This is a genomic window from Ruegeria sp. S263, from assembly GCF_056780525.1.
Genome location: NZ_CM165558.1, coordinates 1,227,539 through 1,250,400 on the forward strand (window position 1 = coordinate 1,227,539; position 22,862 = coordinate 1,250,400).

The 22,862-nt window shown below is 58.7% G+C and carries 23 protein-coding genes and 1 pseudogene; 21 read left to right on the forward strand and 3 right to left on the reverse strand.

Going from position 1 to position 22,862, the window contains the following annotated elements:
* Positions 1-21: 21 nt before the first annotated feature.
* The 3 genes from ACT2B1_RS06115 to ACT2B1_RS06125 all read left to right on the forward strand — a co-directional run bounded on the left by ACT2B1_RS06115 (position 22) and on the right by ACT2B1_RS06125 (position 2,640).
* The gene (locus ACT2B1_RS06115; RefSeq protein ID WP_171121824.1) at positions 22-1,254 is read left to right on the forward strand and encodes an MFS transporter; all 1,233 of its coding nucleotides are present in this window, start codon (positions 22-24) and stop codon (positions 1,252-1,254) included.
* Between the two features lie 64 nt (positions 1,255-1,318).
* Positions 1,319-2,191 (forward strand): 50S ribosomal protein L11 methyltransferase, encoded by an 873-nt coding sequence (locus tag ACT2B1_RS06120; protein ID WP_171125725.1) that lies wholly within the window; start codon positions 1,319-1,321, stop codon positions 2,189-2,191.
* A gap of 104 nt (positions 2,192-2,295) precedes the next feature.
* Positions 2,296-2,640 (forward strand): hypothetical protein, encoded by a 345-nt coding sequence (locus ACT2B1_RS06125; RefSeq protein ID WP_171121826.1) that lies wholly within the window; start codon positions 2,296-2,298, stop codon positions 2,638-2,640.
* Between the two features lie 110 nt (positions 2,641-2,750).
* On the opposite strand, the gene ACT2B1_RS06130 is transcribed toward ACT2B1_RS06125, so the two are convergent.
* The gene (locus tag ACT2B1_RS06130; RefSeq protein ID WP_171121827.1) at positions 2,751-2,963 is read right to left on the reverse strand and encodes a DUF1127 domain-containing protein; all 213 of its coding nucleotides are present in this window, start codon (positions 2,961-2,963) and stop codon (positions 2,751-2,753) included.
* Between the two features lie 334 nt (positions 2,964-3,297).
* Here ACT2B1_RS06130 and ruvC point away from each other — a divergent pair, with 334 nt between their 5' ends.
* The 18 genes and pseudogenes from ruvC (at position 3,298) to ACT2B1_RS06220 (ending at position 19,738) form a co-directional block, all read left to right on the forward strand.
* Positions 3,298-3,795: a crossover junction endodeoxyribonuclease RuvC gene (ruvC, locus tag ACT2B1_RS06135; RefSeq protein ID WP_171121828.1), complete on the forward strand. Its 498-nt coding sequence runs from the start codon at positions 3,298-3,300 to the stop codon at positions 3,793-3,795.
* Positions 3,792-4,463 carry a Holliday junction branch migration protein RuvA gene (ruvA, locus tag ACT2B1_RS06140; RefSeq protein WP_171121829.1) on the forward strand — a complete coding sequence of 224 codons (672 nt, stop codon included), beginning with the start codon at positions 3,792-3,794 and terminating at the stop codon, positions 4,461-4,463. The genes ruvC and ruvA overlap by 4 nt, the downstream gene beginning before the upstream one ends.
* Positions 4,464-4,467: 4 nt before the next feature.
* Positions 4,468-5,487, forward strand: a complete 1,020-nt coding sequence (gene ruvB, locus ACT2B1_RS06145) for a Holliday junction branch migration DNA helicase RuvB (protein ID WP_481668770.1) — start codon at positions 4,468-4,470, stop codon at positions 5,485-5,487.
* 61 nt (positions 5,488-5,548) lie between these two features.
* The gene (locus ACT2B1_RS06150; protein ID WP_171241088.1) at positions 5,549-6,172 is read left to right on the forward strand and encodes a hypothetical protein; all 624 of its coding nucleotides are present in this window, start codon (positions 5,549-5,551) and stop codon (positions 6,170-6,172) included.
* Complete coding sequence (gene ybgC / locus ACT2B1_RS06155) at positions 6,169-6,552, forward strand: tol-pal system-associated acyl-CoA thioesterase (protein WP_171121832.1); 384 nt, start codon at positions 6,169-6,171, stop codon at positions 6,550-6,552. The genes ACT2B1_RS06150 and ybgC overlap by 4 nt, the downstream gene beginning before the upstream one ends.
* A gap of 110 nt (positions 6,553-6,662) precedes the next feature.
* Positions 6,663-7,358 (forward strand): protein TolQ, encoded by a 696-nt coding sequence (tolQ, locus tag ACT2B1_RS06160; RefSeq protein WP_171121833.1) that lies wholly within the window; start codon positions 6,663-6,665, stop codon positions 7,356-7,358.
* Position 7,359: 1 nt separating this feature from the next.
* Positions 7,360-7,835 (forward strand): annotated as a pseudogene (gene tolR, locus ACT2B1_RS06165) (protein TolR).
* A gap of 9 nt (positions 7,836-7,844) precedes the next feature.
* Positions 7,845-8,939, forward strand: coding sequence for an energy transducer TonB (locus ACT2B1_RS06170; RefSeq protein ID WP_171241089.1), 1,095 nt, complete (start codon positions 7,845-7,847; stop codon positions 8,937-8,939).
* Positions 8,936-10,255: a Tol-Pal system beta propeller repeat protein TolB gene (gene tolB / locus ACT2B1_RS06175; RefSeq protein WP_171121835.1), complete on the forward strand. Its 1,320-nt coding sequence runs from the start codon at positions 8,936-8,938 to the stop codon at positions 10,253-10,255. The genes ACT2B1_RS06170 and tolB overlap by 4 nt, the downstream gene beginning before the upstream one ends.
* Before the next feature lie 88 nt (positions 10,256-10,343).
* Positions 10,344-10,853 (forward strand): peptidoglycan-associated lipoprotein Pal, encoded by a 510-nt coding sequence (gene pal, locus ACT2B1_RS06180; RefSeq protein ID WP_171121836.1) that lies wholly within the window; start codon positions 10,344-10,346, stop codon positions 10,851-10,853.
* Between the two features lie 4 nt (positions 10,854-10,857).
* The gene (gene ybgF, locus ACT2B1_RS06185; RefSeq protein WP_171121837.1) at positions 10,858-11,685 is read left to right on the forward strand and encodes a tol-pal system protein YbgF; all 828 of its coding nucleotides are present in this window, start codon (positions 10,858-10,860) and stop codon (positions 11,683-11,685) included.
* A complete protein-coding gene (gene tilS / locus ACT2B1_RS06190) occupies positions 11,682-12,935 on the forward strand; it encodes a tRNA lysidine(34) synthetase TilS (protein ID WP_481668771.1) in 1,254 nt (417 codons plus the stop codon). Before ybgF ends, tilS begins: the two co-directional genes overlap by 4 nt.
* Positions 12,936-13,011: 76 nt before the next feature.
* Positions 13,012-14,928, forward strand: a complete 1,917-nt coding sequence (gene ftsH / locus ACT2B1_RS06195) for an ATP-dependent zinc metalloprotease FtsH (protein ID WP_171121839.1) — start codon at positions 13,012-13,014, stop codon at positions 14,926-14,928.
* 96 nt (positions 14,929-15,024) lie between these two features.
* Positions 15,025-15,600 (forward strand): MOSC domain-containing protein, encoded by a 576-nt coding sequence (locus ACT2B1_RS06200; protein WP_171241092.1) that lies wholly within the window; start codon positions 15,025-15,027, stop codon positions 15,598-15,600.
* 186 nt (positions 15,601-15,786) lie between these two features.
* Positions 15,787-17,463: a formate--tetrahydrofolate ligase gene (locus ACT2B1_RS06205; RefSeq protein WP_481668772.1), complete on the forward strand. Its 1,677-nt coding sequence runs from the start codon at positions 15,787-15,789 to the stop codon at positions 17,461-17,463.
* 58 nt (positions 17,464-17,521) lie between these two features.
* A complete protein-coding gene (locus ACT2B1_RS06210; RefSeq protein WP_481668773.1) occupies positions 17,522-17,827 on the forward strand; it encodes a chorismate mutase in 306 nt (101 codons plus the stop codon).
* Positions 17,828-17,874: 47 nt separating this feature from the next.
* Positions 17,875-18,765 carry a bifunctional methylenetetrahydrofolate dehydrogenase/methenyltetrahydrofolate cyclohydrolase FolD gene (gene folD, locus ACT2B1_RS06215; protein WP_171125710.1) on the forward strand — a complete coding sequence of 297 codons (891 nt, stop codon included), beginning with the start codon at positions 17,875-17,877 and terminating at the stop codon, positions 18,763-18,765.
* A 223-nt stretch (positions 18,766-18,988) separates the two neighbouring features.
* Positions 18,989-19,738: a LytTR family DNA-binding domain-containing protein gene (locus ACT2B1_RS06220; RefSeq protein ID WP_171121844.1), complete on the forward strand. Its 750-nt coding sequence runs from the start codon at positions 18,989-18,991 to the stop codon at positions 19,736-19,738.
* 4 nt (positions 19,739-19,742) lie between these two features.
* On the opposite strand, the gene pdeM is transcribed toward ACT2B1_RS06220, so the two are convergent.
* Complete coding sequence (pdeM, locus tag ACT2B1_RS06225) at positions 19,743-20,405, reverse strand: ligase-associated DNA damage response endonuclease PdeM (RefSeq protein ID WP_171121845.1); 663 nt, start codon at positions 20,403-20,405, stop codon at positions 19,743-19,745.
* Positions 20,406-20,447: 42 nt separating this feature from the next.
* Positions 20,448-22,859 carry a ligase-associated DNA damage response DEXH box helicase gene (locus tag ACT2B1_RS06230; RefSeq protein WP_171241094.1) on the reverse strand — a complete coding sequence of 804 codons (2,412 nt, stop codon included), beginning with the start codon at positions 22,857-22,859 and terminating at the stop codon, positions 20,448-20,450.
* Positions 22,860-22,862 lie beyond the last annotated feature (3 nt).

Consider the following 22,862-nt stretch of genomic DNA (forward strand, 5'->3'; position numbering starts at 1 on the left):
AAATGGGCGTAGAGCGATCCTATGCTGAAACCCATGCCGCTATCCGAGGCGCAGAAACTTCCGTTCTGGCGCCGCCCGATAACCCTGTTGTTCATGATGGCACTGACCATGCCCATCGCGTTCAACGGGTGGAGCGCGCTGCTCAACAACTTCGTCATCGAAGTGGCCGATTTCGACGGCGCGGATATCGGACTACTGCACACAGTCCGTGAAATCCCCGGCTTCCTGGCCGTGGGGGTGATTGCGGTGATCATTTTCGTCCGCGAGCAGGTTCTGGCAATGATCTCATTGATCATGTTGGGTGTTGCGACCGCGGTGACAGCGTGGTTCCCCAGCCTTGGCGGGTTGCTGTTCGTGACGCTGTTCAGCTCAATCGGGTTTCATTATTACGAAACGGTCAACCAGTCGCTGCAACTGCAATGGCTGCCAAAGGACCGCGCTCCGCAAATCCTGGGCTGGCTTGTGGCAATGGGGTCGGCGGCCACAGCCGTTGTTTATGGGCTGATCGTTCTGACGTGGGATCGGCTCGGGCTGTCCTACAACATGGTTTTCATGGCGACTGGGGGGGTAACCGCATTGTTGGCGGCGTTCTGTCTGTTCGCTTACCCGCAGTTCGATGCGCCCACACCGCAAACCAAGAAGTTGATACTGCGCCGCCGTTATTGGTTGTATTATGCCCTGCAATTCATGGCGGGCGCCCGCCGTCAGATTTTTGTTGTCTTTGCAGGCTTCATGATGGTTGAGAAGTTCGGGTTTGAAGTTCACGAACTCACAGGGCTTTATCTGATTAACCTGATGATCAACATGGCCGCCGCGCCGATGCTGGGCAAAGCGGTGTCGGTTTTCGGCGAACGCCGCACGCTTATTTTTGAGTATGCGGGCCTCGCCATCGTTTTTGCGGCCTATGGCGGTATCTACTGGTTTGGGTGGGGTGTGGTGCTGGCCGCGATCCTGTATGTGATCGACCATGTTCTGTTCGCTCTGGCGCTTGCGTTGAAGACCTATTTCCAAAAGATCGCAGACCCGGCAGACATTGCGCCCACTGCTGCGGTGGCCTTTACGATCAACCATATCGCGGCGGTGTTTCTGCCCGCGCTTCTGGGACTGCTGTGGGTTGTCTCGCCCGGTGCCGTGTTCGGGCTGGCGGCTGCGATGGCCATGATCTCGCTTGCGTTGTCATTGTTGATCCCACGCCACCCGGAACCCGGAAACGAAACGATCCTGTCGAAATACGCTCCGGCCCCGGCGGAATAAGCCGGCGCTTGACCTTGGCGGCCTGTCGCCCTAGGCGCTGTGGCAACTGACACAGGAGGCCAAGATGCCCACATTCACCGCGCTGACCACTCTGACGGGAAAGAAAGCTGCCGAAGGTTTGGGCGAAGCCATGGAGCGTCTGGTGCCAGAACCCACCGGCGTCGGCGTGTTCGAGGTCGAAGACGGTTCGGGCCTGTGGGAAGTCGGCGGTTACTTCACCGAAACCCCGGATGAAACCGCACTGGCCGTGCTCGCCGCCGCGTTCGAAGCCAAACCGTTCGTGGTGTCAGAATTGCCGGAAACCGATTGGGTTGCCCACGTGCGCCGCGAATTGGCCCCCGTCGAGGCCGGACGTTTCTTTGTCTATGGAAGCCACGACGCAGACAAGCTGCCCGAAGGCCGCATCCCGCTGTTGATCGAGGCGGCAATGGCGTTTGGCACTGGTCATCACGGAACCACTCTGGGCTGTCTCAAGGCTTTGGACTACCTGCTGGACGATGGTTTTTCGGCAGACAAAGTGGCGGATATCGGATGTGGTACGGCAGTCTTGGCCATGGCCGCCGCGCGGGTTTGGGACGGGCAAATCATCGCAAGCGATATTGATCAGGTCGCCGTAGACGTCGCCGAGGCCAACCTGAAGGCAAATGGCATGGCCGGACAGGTTCAATGTGTCGAAGCGGCTGGTTTCGACCATCCCGATCTGAATTCCCTTGCGCCGTACGATTTGATTTTTGCGAATATTCTAAAAGGACCGTTGGTCGCCCTGTCGCCGGAAATCGCCGCGAATCTGCGCGTCGGCGGCTATGCAATCCTTTCGGGAATCCTCAACGAACAGGCGGATGACGTTGTTACTGTTTATCTCCAAAACGGATTTAATCTGGCCAATCGTTCGGAATTTGGTGAGTGGACGACGCTAATCTTAAGCAAACAGGGCTAAATTCGGGCCATTTACAGGAGTTTTCTAGATTTTCGCCACTTTTTTGGCGCAATCTCTTTCTACCTTGAAAAGATGCAACCTGGGGGCGGTTTTTGGAGGCTGCCATGACTGGAAAACAACTTGAATTTGATCAGCGCATTCATCGCCTGAGCAAAAAACATGCCAAGCTCAGCCGCGGCTATCGCGCGACCATGCGTAAGGATGGTCTTGTCGTGATGCGGCCGCAGCGCGTGCAGTCCGCCGTACCTGCAAAGGTTCTGCTGCTGTGTCTTGTGGGCTTGTTTGCCTTCAAAACATTCTTGCTGACCAGCCTGGGCGCGTCTGCTTATCAATATCGGGTCGATAGCCTGGCTGAAGGCACAGCGGTTGAAAAAGCCGGTGCCTGGGTGATGCAAATCGATCCCATCTCGGAACGTCTCTCTGCCCAGTTGGGTAAGTACCTGCACTGAGCATTTGTCCGCTTTGACGAGAAACGCCGCGCATTGAAAGATGCGCGGCGTTTTTCTTTGCCCCCGAGGGAGGAGGAAGGGGCGAGTGAGTGGCAGGGTTGTGCTAATCCCTACCGGCGACCCTCCGCGACGACGTCAATGTCGCCCCGGCAAAGACCAATGTCTTCGAGTTCGCGGTTCGTCAGACGATTTAGCACGTTACGAGTAACGCGGGCATCGTTCCATTCGACAACGGCGGTCACTGCCGATGCAAAAAATGCGCCGATACGGCCAGCAAGGCCGAACGAGCCAGTGGTGGCGCGGGTGGTATCCAGTGCAGCCATATCCTGTTTCCTTCTGGTTAAATTTCATGTCTCGATCATTCGATCTGATCGGCATTTAGTTAGGGTGATCGGGTTCCGCAAGCGCAGAAATTGCATGTGTCCTATGCGTTTTTTGCAAGGCTTTCCAATTATGAAAAATCCTTAATTTTAAGGCCATTAACCGGTAATCTCCGTGTCGAAAACAGACGCTTTGGCGTCGCAAACTGGCAGGTTTGTCGGCCCCGGAACACAAGTGTCGTTTTTAGACTTTCGGTCAATTCGCTTGGAAAATGTTCACGCTTCGTGCTAATCGAAGGGAAAGAGCATAAAAACCCGAGCAGGCCGAGGCAAAAAGATGCGGATATTGGGCATTGATCCGGGGCTCAGGACCCTGGGATGGGGCGTCATCGAATCGCGTGGCAGCCGCCTGAGCCACGTCGCCAATGGTTTGTGCAAGTCAGATGGCGATGATCTGGGCGAACGGCTGCTGTCTTTGCACAATCAGATTGTCGAGGTCATCGCGGAATACCGGCCCGAACAGGCGGCAATCGAACAGACTTTTGTGAACAAGGACGGTGCGGGCACGCTTAAGCTGGGTCAGGCGCGCGGGGTGGCTTTGCTGACCCTTGCGCAGGCTGGGCTTGCAGTGGGTGAATATGCGCCCAACAGGGTGAAGAAAACGGTGGTGGGCGTTGGCCACGCCGAGAAAGAGCAAGTTCTGCATATGGTCAAACTTCAACTGCCGGGGTGCGAACCCAAAGGCGCGGATGCGGCGGATGCACTGGCTATTGCGATCTGTCACTCATATTACGGCGCAGCGCCACAGGCGCGGATGAAAGAGGTTCGGGCATGATCGGCAAACTGACAGGGCGCTTGGACTACCGCGCGGCGGATCACGTTCTGATCGACGTGCGCGGGGTGGGGTATATCGTCTATTGCTCGGATCGAACAATGGCGGCGCTGCCCGGTGTGGGCGAGGCGGTGTCGATCTACACTGACATGGTCGTGCGCGAGGACCTGATGCAGCTTTACGGGTTTCTGTCGCTGGTCGAGAAGGAATGGCATCGCCTGCTGTGCTCGGTTCAGGGGGTCGGGGCCAAGGTGTCGTTGGCTATCCTGTCGGCGCTGGGGCCTGATGGCGTCAGCCGGGCCATTGCGCTGGGTGATTGGGGCGCAGTCAAATCCGCCAAAGGTGTCGGCCCGAAGACGGCGCAGCGCGTCGTTCTGGACCTCAAGGACAAAGCGCCCGGTGTGATGGCGATGGGCGGTACGGTGACGGAGGCGATGGACGGCCCTGATCTTGAGATTGTTGAGGCGGTCGAACCTGCGCCCAAACGGGTTGTTAAACCTGCATCGGGTAACGCCGCGGCCTCTGCCGGTGCGTTGTCGGCTTTGTCAAACTTAGGGTACGGCCCGTCCGAAGCTGCGTCCGCTGTGGCCGAAGCTGCAGCCAGTCAGCCCGAAGCTGGCGAGGCGGAACTGATCCGTGCAGCGCTGAAACTGCTGGCCCCGAAAGGCTGAGTGAATGGTAGACGCCGATCCCACCCTGCGCCCTGATCCTCTGCCCGAGGATAACGACCGTGCCCTGCGTCCGCAGGGGTTGGATGAATTCATCGGTCAGGCCGAGGCGCGCGCGAACCTGCGTGTGTTCATTCAGTCGGCCCGGCAGCGGGGCGAGGCGATGGACCACACGCTGTTCCATGGCCCTCCGGGGTTGGGGAAGACGACGCTTGCGCAGATCATGGCACGCGAGTTGGGGGTGAATTTCCGCATGACCTCTGGCCCCGTGCTGGCCAAGGCTGGTGATTTGGCGGCCATCCTGACCAATCTGGAATCGCGCGATGTGCTGTTCATTGACGAGATTTACCGCCTGAACCCGGCAGTCGAAGAGGTTCTGTACCCCGCGATGGAGGATTTCGAACTGGATCTGGTAATCGGCGAAGGCCCAGCGGCGCGCACGGTTCGGATCGAGCTTCAACCCTTTACCCTGGTCGGTGCGACAACACGGATGGGCCTGCTGACCACACCGCTGCGTGACAGGTTTGGTATTCCGACGCGGTTGCAGTTCTACACAGTGGATGAATTGCACGAGATCGTCACCCGAAATGCTCGCAAACTGGGCGCCCCTGCTGATGACGACGGCGCGCGGGAAATCGCCCGAAGGTCACGAGGAACACCGCGTATTGCAGGTCGGTTGCTGCGGCGCGTTGTGGACTTTGCCATTGTCGAAGGTGACGGTCACATTACGCGCGACCTGGCGGACGGTGCTTTGACCCGGCTGGGGGTCGATAATCTTGGATTGGATGGTGCGGACCGGCGATACCTGACGCTGATTGCCGAGAATTACGCAGGTGGACCCGTTGGCATCGAAACCCTGTCCGCGGCGCTGTCGGAAAGCCGCGACTCGCTTGAGGAAGTCATCGAGCCCTATCTGCTGCAACAGGGTTTGATCCAACGCACGCCACGTGGTCGAATGCTGGCGCGGAAGGCGTGGACTCATCTTGGGATGGCGGCGCCCAAGGGGCAAAGCGATCTGTTTGGTTGAAGCTGGGCGTCATAGCTTTTAAGGGTTCGAACGACCCTTTTGTGACCACCGAGGATTGCGCGTGACACCCGAAGATATCCAAGCGTTGTTCACCCGCGAAAGCGGCGAGTTCCTGTTTGCACGCTGGGGTCGCCCTATCGTACCCATTGTTTTCGGCGTGGAAGACGAAACGCTGGCGACCGTCAAAGGTGCGTTTGAAGCGGTCGTCACGCTTGCCGGTCACAACATGGCCGAAACCGACCCGGAGTTGGGTGCAAACTGCATGGTCTTCTTCTTCCGTGATTGGAAGGAATTGCTCGAGGTTCCGGATCTGGACCGTTTGGTGCCCGATCTGGCCCCGTTGGTCGAGCGGCTGGTTGCGGCAGATGCCAATCAGTACCGTATCTTCAGGTTTGAAGAGGACGGGTCGATCAGGGCGGCGTTTGTGTTTCTCCGGATGGACAAGGAACTGTCCAAGGTTCCGGCAGAAACTTTGGCGCTAAGTCAGGTGGTGCAGACGATCTTGCTGTGGTCTGACGCCGCTTTTCGCAGTGCGTCGCCGCTGGCGATTGCGGGTGGCGCGACGATCCTGCGGCCGGATATTGCCGGGCTGATCCGTGCGGCCTACGATCCGGTCCTGCCGGGCGTCGCACAGGACCCATCTCACGCTCTGCGATTGTTTGCGAGGATGGAGCAGCCGCAATGAAACACGTGTATCCTGTTCAGGTTTTCTACGAAGACACCGATATGGGCGGTGTCGTTTATCACGCAAACTACCTGAAGTTCATCGAGCGTGCGCGATCCGATTATGTGCGTAAACTCGGCAACGACCAGAACGCCATGCGCGATGCTGGTATTGTCTGGGTCGTCCGCAGGATCGAGGCGGACTATCTGGCACCAGCCAAGTTTGAAGACGACCTGATCGTCGAAACCACGGTTGCTTCTGTGTCGGGCGTGCGCCTGACCATGGATCAGATCGTAAAACGGGATGAGACCGAGGTTTTTCGCGCCACGGTGACCGCCGTTTGCATGAATGCGCAGGGCAAGCCGGTGCGGCTTCCGGCAGAGATTCGCGCATTGTTGTAACAATTTGCGGGGTAGGGGTGGTTCTGTTGGCTTTTCATAACCAACTGCGTTAGCGTTTGGCAAAACAAGGCCAAAAGAACGGCCGTCAGGCAAAAACAAAGAGCAGGTTCATGGAAGCTGAAACGCTGGCGCTGGCGCAGGAGATCGACTTCTCCATGTGGGGGCTGTATGCCCGCGCGACCTTTGTCGTAAAACTGGTGATGCTGATGTTGATCGGGGCATCTATCTGGTCATGGGGCATCATTATCCAGAAAATCATCAACTATCGGGCGGCTCGGCGCGAGGCGCAGGTTTTTGATGAATCCTTCTGGTCAGGCAATCCGCTGGATGAGCTGTTCGAACAGATTGGCACGCAGCCGGACGGAAGCTCGGAAAAGATTTTCGCGGCTGGCATGATCGAATGGCGCAGGTCCCATCGCACCGATGGAGGGCTGATTGCCGGGGCAACTGCGCGTATCGACCGGTCGATGGATGTGGCGATCGCGAAAGAAGCTGAAACGCTGCAAAAGGGGCTACCGATCCTTGCGACGGTTGGCTCGACCGCGCCGTTTATCGGTTTGTTCGGCACCGTCTGGGGCATCATGAACGCCTTTATCGAGATTGCCGAGCAGCAGAACACCAACCTTGCCGTTGTTGCCCCCGGTATTGCCGAGGCGTTGCTGGCCACGGGTCTGGGTCTGTTGGCCGCGATCCCGGCGGTTATTTTCTATAACAAACTCAGCGCCGATAGTGACCGGATCGTCGGCGGGTACGAGGCGTTCGCTGACGAATTCGCGACCATCCTGTCGCGCCAATTGGATAGCTGACATGGGGGCTGCGGTTCAGCAATCCTCGGGGGGAACGGGCGTCGGCGCGGGCGGCGTCGGGGCCGCGCCCAGCCGATGGCCGAGATCAACGTGACGCCCTTTGTCGACGTCATGCTGGTGTTGCTGATCATCTTCATGGTGGCTGCCCCTTTGTTGACTGTTGGCGTTCCGGTTGATCTGCCCAAAACTGCGGCCAGCGCTTTGCCCGGTGACAACGAAGAACCGCTAACAGTGACGCTGACGGCTGACGGGCGGGTACAAATCCAGACCACGGATGTCTTGCGCGAAGAGTTGATTGGTAAACTGCGCGCGATCGCGGCAGAACGGAGCAGTGACCGCGTGTTCTTGCGCGCAGATGGCGCAATCCCTTACGCGCAAGTGATGCAGGTCATGGGCGCGCTGAATGCGGGCGGTTTTTCCAATGTCGGGCTGGTGACGGATACCGGCGGCCCGACACTGGACGAAGGTGGAGAGTGAGGCCGCGCGGTGGATACCGGCACCAAGATCTCGGCGATCGCCCACGTATCTCTGATCGGATGGGCCTTGTTCGGCGGCACCTTTCGGTCCGAGCCTTTGCCTATGGCCGTTCAGGATGTTTCCGTGATCTCGGCTGAGCAGTTCGCGGCGATGACCGCCCAACGCGAAGCGCCCGAGGTGCCGACACCCTCGTCCTTACAGCAGCCTGAAGAACCGCAAGATAACACGGCTCCCCCGGAACCTGTGGAAGAGGAACAGCCAACTTCGGAAGTTTCAGAGGCGGTTGAGCCTGAACCCGACGCCGCGCCAGAGGCGGTCGAGCCGTTGCCTGAGCCTGTTGAAGTGGAACAGCCCCCTGCGCTGGACCCTCCGCCTGACACTGAAATTGCGGCATTGCCGGTCCCGCCCGGCCCCGAGGCGCAGCCGCGCTCCGCGGACAAGGTCGCGCCCGAGCCGGTTGCCCCACCGCCGCCCGAAGCAGCTCCGGATGATATCGAAACACCGGCTGTGTCACTGGACGAAGGCGCAGAAATCCAGCAAGAGCAGCAAGATCAAACCGCCCCGGAGGAAGCCACGGATGAGATCGTGACCGAGGCTGAAGAGGCCAAGGAATACGCGCCCCGGTCGTCCCCGCGCCCTCAGGTCCGTCCAAGAAGGCCAACACCGCCAGCACAGACCGAAGTCGCTGAAACCGAAGAGCCAGAGCCACCGGCAGCCGACGAAAGCGCCATTCAGGACGCTCTGGCCGAGGCATTGGGTCAAGGCAACGAACCCTCTGGTCCCCCATTGACCAGTGGCGAGAAGGACGCGATGCGATTGGCCGTTTCGCGGTGCTGGAATGTTGGCTCTTTGTCAACGGATGCGCTGCAGACTGTTGTTGTCGTGGCGTTTTCACTGACGCCGGATGGTAAGGTGGTGGGCGGCAGTTTACGCATGATCGACAGTTCCGGCGGGTCTGCCGGGTCTGCGAGCCAGGCATATGAGGCCGCCAGACGCGCAATTCTGCGCTGTGGGGCAAAAGGATACGACCTGCCTGCTGACAAATACGCGCAATGGCAGGATATTGAGATTACATTCAATCCCGAGAGGATGCGGATCAAATGATGAGATTTCTGACCAGCTTGTTGCTGGGCCTGACGATACTGACGGCGCCTGCATATGCCCAGAACGGACCGCTGCGTCTGGAACTGGATCAGGGGATCATCGAGCCCTTGCCCTTTGCCGTGCCCAGTTTTGTCCCCGACAACGCGGCTGCGGCCCAATTCGCGCAGGACATCTCGCGGGTGGTTGCTGCTGATTTGACGGGAACCGGTCTGTTCCGTGAGATTTCATCGGATGCGTTCATCAGCCGGGTCAGCAGTTTTGATGCCCCGGTTCAGTTTGCCGACTGGAAGGCCATCAACGCCGAGGCGCTGGTAACCGGCGCTGTGAATGTGTCGGGCAATCGCCTGACAGTTCGGTTTCGGGTGTGGGATGTATTTTCGGGTCAGGAACTGGGTAATGGCCTACAGTTTGCAGGCACCACCGACGGCTGGCGGCGAATGGCGCACAAGGTGGCGGATCAGGTCTACAGCCGGGTGACTGGAGAAGGAGCCTATTTTGACAGCCGTGTCGCCTTTGTGTCCGAGAGCGGACCCAAGGACCAGCGACTGAAACGGCTGGCGATCATGGACTATGATGGCGCGAATGTGCAGTACTTGACCGACAGCGCCGCCATCGTGCTTGCCCCGCGTTTTTCGCCCACGGGCGACCGGCTGCTTTATACCAGCTATGAAACTGGCCAGCCACGCATCTATGTGCTGGACGTGGACCGCGTCCGCAGGACCGAGCTGAATACACCGGGCGGCACCATGAGCTTTTCGCCCCGTTTCTCGCCGGATGGACGCTCGATCGTGTATTCGCTGATTCAGGGTGGCAACACGGACCTGTGGAAGATGGATCTGGCGTCAGGGCAAAGTGTCCGACTGACGAACACACCTGCCATCGAAACCGCACCCAGCTATTCGCCCGATGGGTCGCAGATCGTGTTCGAAAGCGACCGCTCGGGTACGCCGCAGCTTTATATCATGCCCGCCAACGGTGGCGAAGCGACGCGGATCAGCTTTGGTCAGGGGCGCTATGGCACACCTGTCTGGTCGCCGCGTGGGGATCTGGTTGCTTTCACTAAGCAGAACAAGGGCCGTTTTCATATCGGTGTGATGCGCACGGACGGCAGCGAAGAACGCCTGCTGACCTCGTCCTTCCTTGACGAGGGGCCGACATGGTCGCCCAACGGTCGGGTTATCATGTTTACCCGCGAAACGCAGGGTGCAAGTGGTCGCGCGACGCTGTACTCGGTGGATATTTCGGGACGGAATCTGCGCCCGGTACGGACCCCAGATGGCGGAAGTGATCCGTCATGGGGGCCATTGCAGAATTGATCAGGGCAGGGGGTTGGAAAAGTTCACAAAAAAACTGCACTGTGATACAGAGACGGCAATAAACAGATAATATGACGAGGCACCTGAAATGAACGTATTGAGCAAAGTTTTGGCTTTGGGCGCGCTGAGTGTGATGGCCGCCTGTACCAGCAACGATCCTTCCGCACTGGGCGGTGGATTTGGCAGCGGCGCGAACGGGGCCATCGCGCCCGGTTCGCCAAGCGATCCGCGATCCCCGGCGTATTTCCAACAAACCGTGGGCGACCGCGTGCTGTTCTCGGTTGACCAGTCCACGCTGACACCGCAGGCACAAACAGTCCTGCAAGGGCAGGCGGACTGGCTTTTGGCAAACCCCGATTTTGTCGCAACCATCGAAGGACATGCGGACGAACAGGGCACGCGTGAATACAACCTTGCCCTTGGAGCGCGCCGCGCAAACGCGGCCCGCGAGTATCTGATTTCGCGGGGTGTTGCGGGTAATCGCCTAACGACGGTGAGCTTCGGCAAGGAACGCCCGATCGAGATTTGCAGCACCGAGGATTGCTATTCCAAGAACCGCCGCGCGGTGACGGTGCTGACCGGTTCAACCTTGGGGTAAGACGATGAGAATTGCAGGATGGGTTCTGGCCGCGGTGGTAGCGACCGCCGGAGTGGCACAAGCGCAGGATCAGCAGACTTTGGCCGATATCCGGCAAGAGCTAACGGTGCTGCACGTGGAAATTCAGCGCCTCAAGCGCGAGTTTTCCACAACGGGCTCCCCCGCGCCAAACCTGTCTGGCAGTTCAATTCTGGAACGCGTCGACGCGATCGAGGCTGAATTGCAACGCCTGACGCGGCAGACCGAGCAATTGAATCAACGGGTCCAGAATGTCGTCACCGACGGTACCAACCGGATTGGTGATCTTGAGTTTCGTCTGGTTGAACTTGAAGGCGGCGATCTGAGTACGCTGGGCGAAACATCGACCCTGGGCGGGGACACCGAGATCACCGCAGCGGCTCCGACCGTGACAACAGAGACACCGCTGATCGCCGAACAAGGCGAACTTGCCATTGGTGAACGCGCTGATTTTGACGCCGCTGCACAATCTCTGGCCGACGGTAATTTTCAGGCGGCGGCCGATCAGTTTGCGCTGTTTGAAACGTCCTACCCCGGAAGCCCCCTCGCACCAGAGGCCCACCTGAAGCGTGGACATGCGTTGCAGGGGCTGGGTGACACCCGCGAGGCTGCGCGCGCGTTTCTGGCCAGCTTTACGGGCGATTCCGAAGGCACGTTTGCGCCCGAAGCCTTGTTCGAACTGGGCGCGGCGCTTGGACGATTGGAGCAGATTGATCAGGCCTGCATAACCCTTAGCGAGGTTGGAGTGCGTTTTCCGGGTTCGGCTGCGGCCTCGGCTGCGACGCAGGAAATGGCTTCGCTGGGCTGTTCTTGACCGAAATTTCAGACATTTTGCTATCCGAGATCAGGGCGCGGCTGGGAGCAGATTTTCCAGCCCGTTTGGGCATTGCGGTGTCGGGCGGTGGCGACTCGGTCGCGTTGCTGCATCTATTGAAAGATATCGCCGGGCAAAAGCAGGTGGCGTTGTTTGTTGCGACGGTTGACCATGGACTTCGCCCCGAGTCCTCAACAGAGGCGGACTGGGTGGCACAGCAGGCAAAATCGCTTGGCGTGCCGCACGAAACTCTGATCTGGAACAACTGGGATGGCCGGGGAAACCTTCAGGACCGCGCGCGACAGGAGCGTTACGGGTTGCTGGCGGACTGGGCCCGCAGAAACGACTTGGGCGCGATTGCGCTGGGCCATACTGCAGATGATCAAGCCGAAACCATTCTGATGCGTCTGGGGCGGGCCGCGGGTGTGACGGGCTTGTCTGGAATGGCTGATTCAATCAAGCGGAACGGCGCGACTTTCCTGCGTCCGATGCTGGGCGTTACGGGCCTTCAGTTGCGCGACTATCTGACGGAAATCGGTGTGGACTGGATAGAAGACCCATCGAATCACGACATGAGATTCGACCGGATCAAGGCGCGGGACGCGCTGAAATCGCTTGGGGGCTTGGGAATTTCGGCCCAGTCTCTGACACGTGTTGCGCAAAATCTGGCGCGGGCGGATGAAGCTTTGGCGCTATATACGCAAGACTCGGCACGGCAGGTTCTTGTTGCGGATACGGGGGCCGTGTGCTGCGACCAAGCCGGATTCGCGGCTTTGCCTGCTGAGGTTCAGCGCCGGTTGGTGCTGGGCAGTTTGGCGTGGATTGCCGGACCCGGCTATCCCCCACGACACACAGCCAGCGAACAAGCAGTCGAGGCGATTGAGCTTGCAAAACCGGGCACGATTGGGGGCTGCATTCTGATCCCAAAGGGCAATAAAACGTGGATTTGCAGAGAGCTAAACGCCGTGAAGGAAATGCGCTGCGAAATTGGACAAGACTGGGATGACCGTTGGGTTTTGACCGGCCCTTCTGCGCCCAATGCAACGATTGCGCCATTGGGCGACGCAGGGCTACGTTCAGTGTCAGAGTGGAGGGCTCTTGGAAAACCCCGCGAGGTGCTGGTATCATCACCCGCAGTATGGGACGGCGAAACCCTTTTGTCCGCGCCTTTGGCAGGTTTTACGAACGGTTGGCAGGCAGAATTGACGGCGGAAAGGTCCGACTTTCATTCTTCGTTTTTATCGCATTGAACCTGCTTGAATCATCTCTATTTTATAGAGCAACCCGGCAGACCCCCACCTGCCGAAATCTTTTGGGAGATTTTCCTTGGGCAACGCTCGTAACATCGCCTTCTGGGTCGTTCTGTTTCTGCTGATCCTTGCACTGTTCAATTTGTTCAGCGGACCAGGCGGAACGCTTCAGAGCAATGAAAGAACTTATTCCGATTTCGTGACCGCTGTTGAAGGCGGCGAGGTCAAGAATGTGACGCTGGATGGTGAACAGATTCGCTATACCACGCAAAGCGGCGCAAATTATGTGACGATCAAACCGGGTGACGCCGAGGTCACCAAGCTGTTGATCGACGAAAATATTCCGGTGCGCGCTGAAAAGCAGCAGCAATCCGGGTTCCAGTCCTTCCTGATCACGCTTTTGCCATTCCTGCTTCTGATCGGTGTCTGGGTCTATTTCATGAACCGGATGCAAGGCGGCGGCAAAGGTGGCGCGATGGGCTTTGGCAAGTCCAAGGCCAAGATGCTGACCGAAAAGCATGGGCGGGTGACCTTTGACGACGTGGCCGGCATTGACGAGGCCAAGGAAGAGCTGGAAGAGATCGTCGAATTCCTGCGCAACCCGCAGAAATTCAGCCGTCTGGGTGGTAAAATCCCCAAAGGCGCGCTGCTGGTTGGCCCTCCGGGCACTGGTAAGACGCTGCTGGCCCGCGCGATTGCCGGTGAGGCTGGCGTGCCCTTCTTCACCATCTCAGGCTCAGACTTCGTCGAGATGTTTGTGGGTGTGGGTGCGTCTCGTGTACGCGACATGTTCGAACAGGCCAAGAAAAACGCACCGTGCATCGTGTTCATTGACGAGATCGACGCCGTGGGTCGCCATCGTGGTGCCGGCTATGGCGGCGGCAACGACGAACGCGAACAAACGCTCAACCAGTTGCTGGTTGAGATGGACGGGTTCGAAGCCAACGAAGGCGTGATCATTCTGGCCGCGACCAACCGTAAGGACGTTCTGGACCCTGCGCTGCTGCGTCCGGGCCGGTTTGACCGTAACGTGACGGTCGGCAACCCCGACATCAAAGGCCGTGAGAAGATCTTGGGTGTGCATGCGCGCAAGACGCCTCTGGGCCCTGACGTTGACCTGCGCATCATCGCGCGCGGTACTCCGGGCTTCTCGGGTGCGGACTTGGCGAACCTCGTGAACGAGGCCGCGCTGATGGCGGCGCGTGTAGGCCGTCGCTTTGTCACCATGGAAGACTTTGAGAACGCCAAGGACAAGGTGATGATGGGGGCCGAGCGCCGCTCGATGGTGCTGACCCAGGATCAAAAGGAAAAGACCGCCTATCACGAGGCCGGCCACGCCGTAGTTGGTCTGGAGCTGCCGCTGTGCGACCCAGTCTATAAAGCAACGATTATTCCGCGCGGCGGTGCGCTGGGTATGGTTGTGTCTTTGCCTGAAATGGATCGCCTGAACTATCACCGGGACGAATGTGAGCAAAAGCTGGCCATGACCATGGCAGGTAAGGCTGCCGAAGTCATCAAATACGGTGAAGACCATGTGTCGAACGGCCCCGCCGGTGACATCATGCAAGCCAGCCAGCTTGCGCGCGCCATGGTTATGCGCTGGGGCATGTCGGACAAGGTTGGCAATATCGACTATGCTGAAGCGCATGAGGGCTATCAGGGCAACACCGCTGGTTTCTCGGTCTCGGCCCATACAAAAGAGCTGATCGAAGAAGAGGTGAAACGCCTGATCCAGCAAGGATATGAGCGTGCGCACAAGATCCTCACCGACAAGAACGAGGCGTGGGAACGTCTGGCGCAAGGTCTGCTGGAATATGAGACGCTGACCGGCGACGAGATCAAGCGCGTTATGAACGGTGAATCGCCCAGCGAAGGTGACGACGAAGGCGGCAGCCCGGATGAGGGCGGTGCGCCAAGCGTCACGGCGATCCCGAAAACCAAGGTTAAGAAATCTCCGCCCGATGGTGGCATGGAGCCGGAACCGACCACTTAACGCTAAAACCCGAGCCAAGGCTCGGGTTTTTCTTTTCTTTCCGGCAAACCTGCCGGCTAGTTGCCCGAAGATTGTGGCGGTTATAGGGGGCAGAACATGCCGGTCCTGCGAGAAACAGAATTCACGGGTGAAATCGTTTGGCTGGGTCACGTTCAGGCGGGGCAGTCGATCCGAGCATCTGCCGTCCCTGAGATGTCTTTGGGTTTTGCAGGTGCAGCGGGCGAGCGGCATGAGGGGGTGAACCGTTCCTCTTGCGTGCGGATGAAGAATCTCTACCCACAGGGCACTGAGATCCGCAATGTGCGGCAATTGTCCGTGTTGTCCGAAGATGAGATGCAGGCGACGGCGGCTGAGATGGGGCTGGACGCGCTGGACCCCTCTTTTCTGGGGGTCAGCATCCTGTTGCGTGGAATACCGGACTTTACGCATGTACCGCCATCCTCGCGGCTTCAGGGGCCCGATGGCGTCACGATCACGGTAGATATGGAAAACCGCCCCTGCGTGATTCCTGGTCGCGAGGTCGAGTCCGATCTGCCCGGTCACGGTGCGGCGTTCAAGCCCGCAGCGAAGGGGAGGCGGGGTGTGACCGCATGGGTCGAGCGACCCGGTGTGTTGAAGCTGGGCGATCGTATGAAGCTGTTCGTTCCCGATCAGCGCGCCTGGGCACCTTAAGTCACAGGTTTTCCGATGGGAAACGATCAAAGTTACGTGACGCCATCCTGTAAGTGACGCTACGCCGTTTCGGGGCTTGATTATGTCGGAATCCACATTCATTGCCGGGGTTCACAACTGTATGGGTTGATCAGCGCCGACGCCCTGCGTTGGTTTTGCACGGCATTCAATCAGGGACCCTGCCCAATGAGCTACAAATCCGACATCGAAATCGCCCGCGAAGCGAACAAGAAGCCGATTCAGGAAATCGGCGCCAAGATCGGCATCGAGTCCGCCGATCTGCTGCCCTATGGCCACGACAAGGCGAAAGTCAGCCAAGACTTCATCAACTCGGTTCAGGACCGGGAAGACGGCAAGCTGATCCTTGTTACCGCGATCAACCCGACCCCTGCGGGTGAAGGCAAGACCACCACAACCGTTGGTCTGGGCGACGGCCTGAACCGCATTGGCAAGAACGCGATGATCTGTATCCGCGAAGCTTCGCTTGGCCCCAACTTTGGCATGAAGGGCGGCGCTGCAGGTGGCGGTTACGCGCAGGTTGTTCCGATGGAGGAAATGAACCTGCACTTCACAGGCGATTTCCACGCCATCACCTCGGCCCACTCTCTACTGTCGGCGATGATTGATAACCACATCTATTGGGGCAACGAGTGCGACATCGACATCCGTCGCGTTGCATGGCGTCGTGTGGTCGACATGAACGACCGTGCGCTGCGTCAGATCACTGCTTCGCTGGGCGGTGTGTCGAACGGCTTTCCTCGTGAGGCAGGCTTTGACATCACTGTTGCGTCCGAAGTCATGGCGATCTTGTGCCTGGCCAACGACCTAAAAGATCTGGAACAGCGACTGGGTGATATCATCGTGGCCTATCGCCGCGACAGGACTCCGGTCTATTGCCGCGACATCAAGGCCGAAGGCGCAATGACCGTTCTGCTGAAGGACGCGATGCAGCCGAATCTGGTGCAAACGCTGGAAAACAACCCGGCCTTTGTACACGGTGGTCCGTTTGCGAACATTGCACACGGCTGTAACTCGGTCATCGCAACCAAGACCGCGCTGAAAGTGGCCGACTATGTCGTGACCGAAGCGGGCTTTGGGGCCGATCTGGGTGCCGAAAAGTTCATGAACATCAAGTGCCGTAAGGCGGGCATTGCTCCGTCGGCTGTGGTGCTGGTCGCCACCGTGCGTGCGATGAAGATGAACGGCGGCGTGGCCAAGGCCGATCTGGGTGCCGAAAACGTCGACGCGGTTCAGGCGGGCTGCGCCAACCTGGGTCGTCACATCGAGAACGTGAAGTCGTTCGGCGTACCAGTTGTGGTTGCCATTAACCACTTTGTCACCGACACCGACGCTGAAGTGCAGGCTGTCAAAGACTATTGCGGTGAACACGGTGTCGAAGCGATCCTGTCACGTCACTGGGAACTGGGTTCAGAAGGCTCTGCACCGCTGGCTGAAAAAGTTGTCGAGATCGTCGAAGGCGGTTCCGCGAACTTCGCGCCGATCTATCCCGATGAAATGCCTTTGTTCGAAAAGATCGAAACCATCGCCAAGCGCATTTACCGCGCGGACGAGGTTCTGGCTGACAATAAGATCCGCAACCAGCTTCGCGATTGGGAAGAAGCGGGTTATGGCAATTTGCCGGTCTGCATGGCGAAAACGCAATATTCCTTCTCGACCGATCCGGCCCTGCGCGGCGCGCCCAACGGTCACTCGGTCCCGGTGCGTGAGGTTCGCCTGTCCGCAGGTGCCGGCTTCATCGTGGTTGTCTGCGGCGAGATCATGACCATGCCCGGTCTGCCCCGCAAACCGGCTGCGGAAACCATCTGCCTAAACGACGCAGGTGAGATCGAGGGCTTGTTCTAAGCCCCCAAATGAGACATCTCGTGGTCCGGGGACATCCCCGGGCCATGAGGAGACGAACATGCCCACTCTGACACCACCGCAGGACTGCAATTCAATGCAGGAATTGCGGGCTCAGATCGACAAGCTGGACCGTCAACTGATCGAGAAGTTGGTGGCGCGCGCGGGATTTATCGACCGTGCCTCGCAGTTGAAACCGGCCGAGGGGCTGCCCGCCCGCATTCCGGACCGTGTCGAAGAAGTGGTGCAGCGCGTGCGCGCAAGTTCGGACGATCTGGGCATGGACCCGGACCTGGCCGAGCAGATGTGGCGCATACTGATAGAGTGGTCGATTGCACGCGAGGAACGTGTTCTCGGCTCTGACTGACCGGGCGTTTCAAGCGCCCGCTCCGTTTTCAAGGAAGGGATGACAGGATGGTAGCCCAGGTTATTGACGGTAAGGCGTTCGCAGCAAAGGTTCGCGCGCAGGTGGCTGATCAGGTCACTAAGTTGAAAGAGGAAAACGGAATCACGCCCGGTCTGGCGGTGGTTCTTGTGGGTGAAGACCCCGCTAGCCAGGTTTATGTCCGTTCGAAAGGCAAGCAGACGGTCGAGGTCGGCATGAACTCGTACGAGCATAAGCTGGACGCCGAAACCTCGGAAGACGACCTGCTGGCGCTGATCGACAAGCTGAACACCGACCCGGCGGTGCATGGCATTCTGGTGCAGTTGCCGCTTCCCAAACATCTGAACGAAGACTTGGTGATCAACTCGATCGACCCGGCCAAGGACGTCGATGGGTTTCACATTTCGAATGTGGGTCTGTTGGGCACAGGCCAGAAGTCGATGGTGCCTTGTACCCCGCTGGGATGCCTGATGATGCTGCGCGACCATCATGGTTCATTGTCCGGAATGGACGCTGTGGTGATTGGCCGTTCGAACATCGTGGGCAAACCGATGGCGCAACTGTTGCTGGGAGATAGCTGCACCGTGACCATTGCGCATTCGCGCACCAAGGACCTTCCGGACGTTGTCCGCCGCGCCGATATCGTTGTGGCCGCCGTGGGACGCCCCGAGATGGTGCCGGGCGATTGGATCAAGGAAGGCGCAACCGTCATCGACGTGGGCATCAACCGGATCGAACGTGACGGCAAGAACAAGCTGGTGGGTGACGTGGATTATGCCAGCGCCGCGGAACGCGCGGGTGCGATCACTCCGGTTCCAGGCGGTGTCGGCCCAATGACGATTGCCTGCCTGCTGGCCAACACGGTGACGGCCTGCTGCCGTGCCAATGGTTTGTCGGAACCCGAAGGCCTGACGGCCTGACGGCCTGACGGTCGGGCCTCGGTAGTTTATAAGCTAAACATTTAGGCCGGTGAGCATGACGCTCATCGGCTTAAATGTTTCATTAGGATAAATTAAGTTTGTTCCCTCGGGGTTTGAATGTTCTTCGATCGGTGATATTTCATTTTTCCCAGCCAGTTACGATCTGATCTTGTTGTGGCTTGGTGTGTTGTGAAATGTGACTGTAGGTTTTGTTCGAACAAGCATGAAGACGACGCTTCGCTCAATTCTGGCCGAATTTACCTTGCAACGGGGCGTGGCAGGTTTGGTGTTCCTGCCCTTGTTGGCGATCGCGTTTCAACCGTTTCCGGGCATATCCCTGTCTTTCTTGCCGCGCCTCCTGTTTTGGTGTGGTGCTATGGCCCTTGCGTTGGCGTTGACGTGGTTCGTTAGAAAGCTGTTTTTCGAATACCTTTCATTTGTCGAGTTCCGAGGGCGTGATGTTGCCCAAGTCGCCTTGGTCTTCGCCCTGTTCGTGCCGTCAGTCTGGTTGTTCGCCTGGCTTCTGCTTGCTGCCCAAGGGGAACAGGCGCCGGGAATTCTTTCGGTTGCGTCTTATGGCGGTTTGTTCGCAACCGGCCTTGTTTTGGTGCGAAGCAAACCTTTGGAAACCAGCCCGGATCAGGCCCCAGAACCTCAGAAACCACGGCTGCTGAACAGGTTGCCACATTCTTTCCAAGGTCAGGTGTTTCGGCTGGCGGTTAGGGATCACTCGGTTGACGTCGTAACGTCCGAGGGCACATTTACTATTCGGTCCCGGTTTACTGACGCAATTGCCGAAATGGAGCCCGTAAATGGCCATTGCACGCATCGCTCGCATTGGGTGGTCGACGCGGCCGTGTCCGGTGTTGAACGGCAGGGCGGCAAGATTTTCCTGCGGCTCAAGAACGGCGAGCTTGTTCCAGTAAGCAGGAAATATAAGCCTGAGTTGGAATGTGACGGTATCATCCAATAGGACGTCACCGTGGCATCGGGATCATCCGCGCGTGGGTGCCTGTCAAAATCGCTATCGCATCATCTTGCATCAGGTCGCATAGAACCTCGGCAGTACTGTAAAGCCCACCCGTATACGTTCCGTAAGCGGGTAAAATCAGCCGCTCACTGTCGGTCAGAAAGGCTGGTCTGGTGATGGAACTACCGCGCGCCCGAAGACGCGCTTTGGGGTGGTAGTGGCCGGAAACTTCGGCCTTGGCGTTGGGCTGCGCGATGTGGCGAAAGATCAAAGGCTCAACCTCAAACTCGGCCAGATGGCTACCGCCCAGTTCGACGGGGCCGGGGTCGTGATTTCCTTCGATCCAAATCCAGCGCCGCCCCGCCTGCAACGTTGTAATCCGGATCTTTTCCTCTGGGTCCAAACCAATTAGAGACTCCAGATCGTCAAAGCTGTCGCCTAGGCAGATGACAGTTTGGGCATTGGTCCGCGCGATATCTGCGGCCAAACGTGACAGTGTGTCCCGGCTGTCATAAGGCGGCAGCGATGGCCCGCCCAGACGCGCTAAACGCTCTGATTTACCAAGATGCAGGTCAGAGACACATAACAGGCCTTGATCCGGCCACCACAATGCCCCGGATCCCATCGCACAAAGGCTTTGACCGGCGAAGGAAAATGTCAGGTCGTTCATGCTGTGTTCTTTGCAGAGTTTAAACCTGTTGTGCAAGAGGGTTTATGCAGGGTCCAACCCTGCCTCTTGTAACAGGCGCAGGCTTTCTTCCTCCAACAATCGTTCTTCGGCGGCTCCTTTGACGGGTACTTTTCCAACCTCCAGAAACAAAGGCGCGGCCAGAGGCGAAACACGATCCAGACGCAAAAGGTCGACCCGGTTGCCGATGCGCTCGATCATCGCTTCGATCCGTCCAAAATCCACCAAACCACGCATGGCCTCTTCCCGAGTGATTTGCATTAACAGGTGCTCAGGATCGTATTTCAGAAGCGTGTCATAGAGGATATCCGAGGAAAACGTCGCCTGCCGCCCGCTTTTGCGCTGGCCGCCTGTGTTGCGTTCGATCAGCCCGGCAATTGTTGCTGACGCTCGAAAGGTTCGTTTCATCACGGCGTTTCCGGCCAACCAGACGTCTAGCCCTTCTCGCAAGGCCTCAATTTGGAACAAGGGGCTGGGGTCGGTCACCGCGTCCAGCCCCCAAATCAACGTCGCGTAGTCGGTGGCGACAAAACCCAGTGGGGCGAGGCCCGTTTCCTCCATCCTTTTTGTCAGCAGCAGCCCAAGCGTCTGTTGTGCGTTTCGGCCCGCAAACCCGTAGACACAAAGATGTTCGCGCCCGTCACTGGGAAAGCTTTCGATCAACAGCCTGTCGCGTTGCGGTAATCGGGATATGTCGCGCTGCAGGGCCAACCAGTCGGCGGTATGCGCAGGCAATTGCGGCCAGTCCGCTTGGGCGAACATGCGCAGAATGCGGTCGCTCAACTGCGTGGAGGTGGCAAATTTGGTTCCGGAAAATGTTGCGATCTTTGGCTTGCGGTTTGCTTGGCGGCTGACCTCGACCGTCATGTCGCGTAACCCTTCGTATCGCACGATCCGTCCACCGATCAGGAACGTATCACCGGGGGTCAATGAGGCGGCAAAAGCCTCTTCAACCTCACCCAGTGGTTTTCCGCCGCGATTGCGCCTGAGCCGAACTTTCAGCGTGTCGGTGTCCTGAATCGTCCCGAGATTCATGCGAATACGCTGCGCGGCACGCGGGTCACGCAGTTGCCATTTGCCATCAGGTCTTTGTTGCAGGCGTTGCCAGCGATCATACGCGCGCAGGGCATAGCCTCCGGTCGCGCAGAAATCCAAACAGGCATCGAACTCAGTCCTTGCAAGTCGAGCGTAGGGGCCAGCCGTCGTCAGTTCCTGAAACAACGCGTCCGCCTCAAATGGGGCAGCAGCCGCAGCGATCAGGATATGCTGGCACAACACGTCCCGCGGCCCTGCCCCCCGCGGCTCTCCATCCAGATCGTGCGCTTTGGCGGCTTCCAGCGCAGCGATGCATTCGACCACTTCAAAGCGGTTGGCGGGTACAAGCAGGGCCTTGGACGGTGCGTTATACCGGTGATTGGCCCGCCCGATCCGCTGCACCAGCCGTTTGACGTTCTTGGGTGCACCGATCTGGATCACCAAATCGACATCCCCCCAATCGATCCCCAGATCAAGGCTGCCCGTGCAGACAATTGCACGCAGATCGCCGCGTACCATCGCAGCCTCGACCCGTTCACGCTGTTGCCGGTCAAGGCTGCCGTGGTGAATGCCAATTGGCAAGCCGTCTTCGTTGGCGAGCCACAGGTTGTGGAAGAAAATTTCGGCCTGCGCGCGGGTGTTGTGAAAGATCAGCGTCGTCTTGTGCTGGTTGATCTGCTCAAGCACAGCCGGGATGGAATAGGCTGCACCACCGCCTGACCACGGCGGCATTTCCTGCGTTTTAAGCATTCGGATGTCAGGATCCGGGCCGGGGTCAGCCTGAACAACAGGGCAGGGGTCAGGGTGACGGGCCAGAAATCGCGCGATGGCGTCCGGGTCTTCAACGGTGGCGGACAGTCCCACGCGGCGCAATTCTGGGCAGAAGCTTTGCAGTCGCGCCAGCGCCAACATCAACTGGTCCCCGCGCTTGCTTTCGGCCAACGCGTGGATTTCGTCAACGATTACGCGCTGCACGCCTTGGAACATCCTTGGCGCATCTTCATAGGACGTCAGCAGCGCCAGACTTTCCGGGGTGGTCAGCAGAATATGCGGCGGGTCGACACGCTGGCGCTTTTTCTGTGTGGCCGAGGTGTCTCCCGTCCGGTCTTCGATGCGAATTTTCAACCCGATGTCATCCGCCGGGCCGCGCAGGTTGCGCCGGATATCAGCGGCCAGCGCCTTGAGGGGCGAGACATAAATCGTGTGAAGTCCGGCATGATCCCGCGCCGCCAAATCGGACAGGGTCGGCAGGAAGCCAGCCATGGTCTTGCCACCACCCGTGGGCGCAATTAGCAGGGTTGCCGGATCAGCGGCCCGGTCGAACATTTCTTGCTGATGCGGATGGAAGGACCAGCCTTTGGCGGTGAACCAGTCGGTGATCCGGGCGGGAATCTGCGTCATACG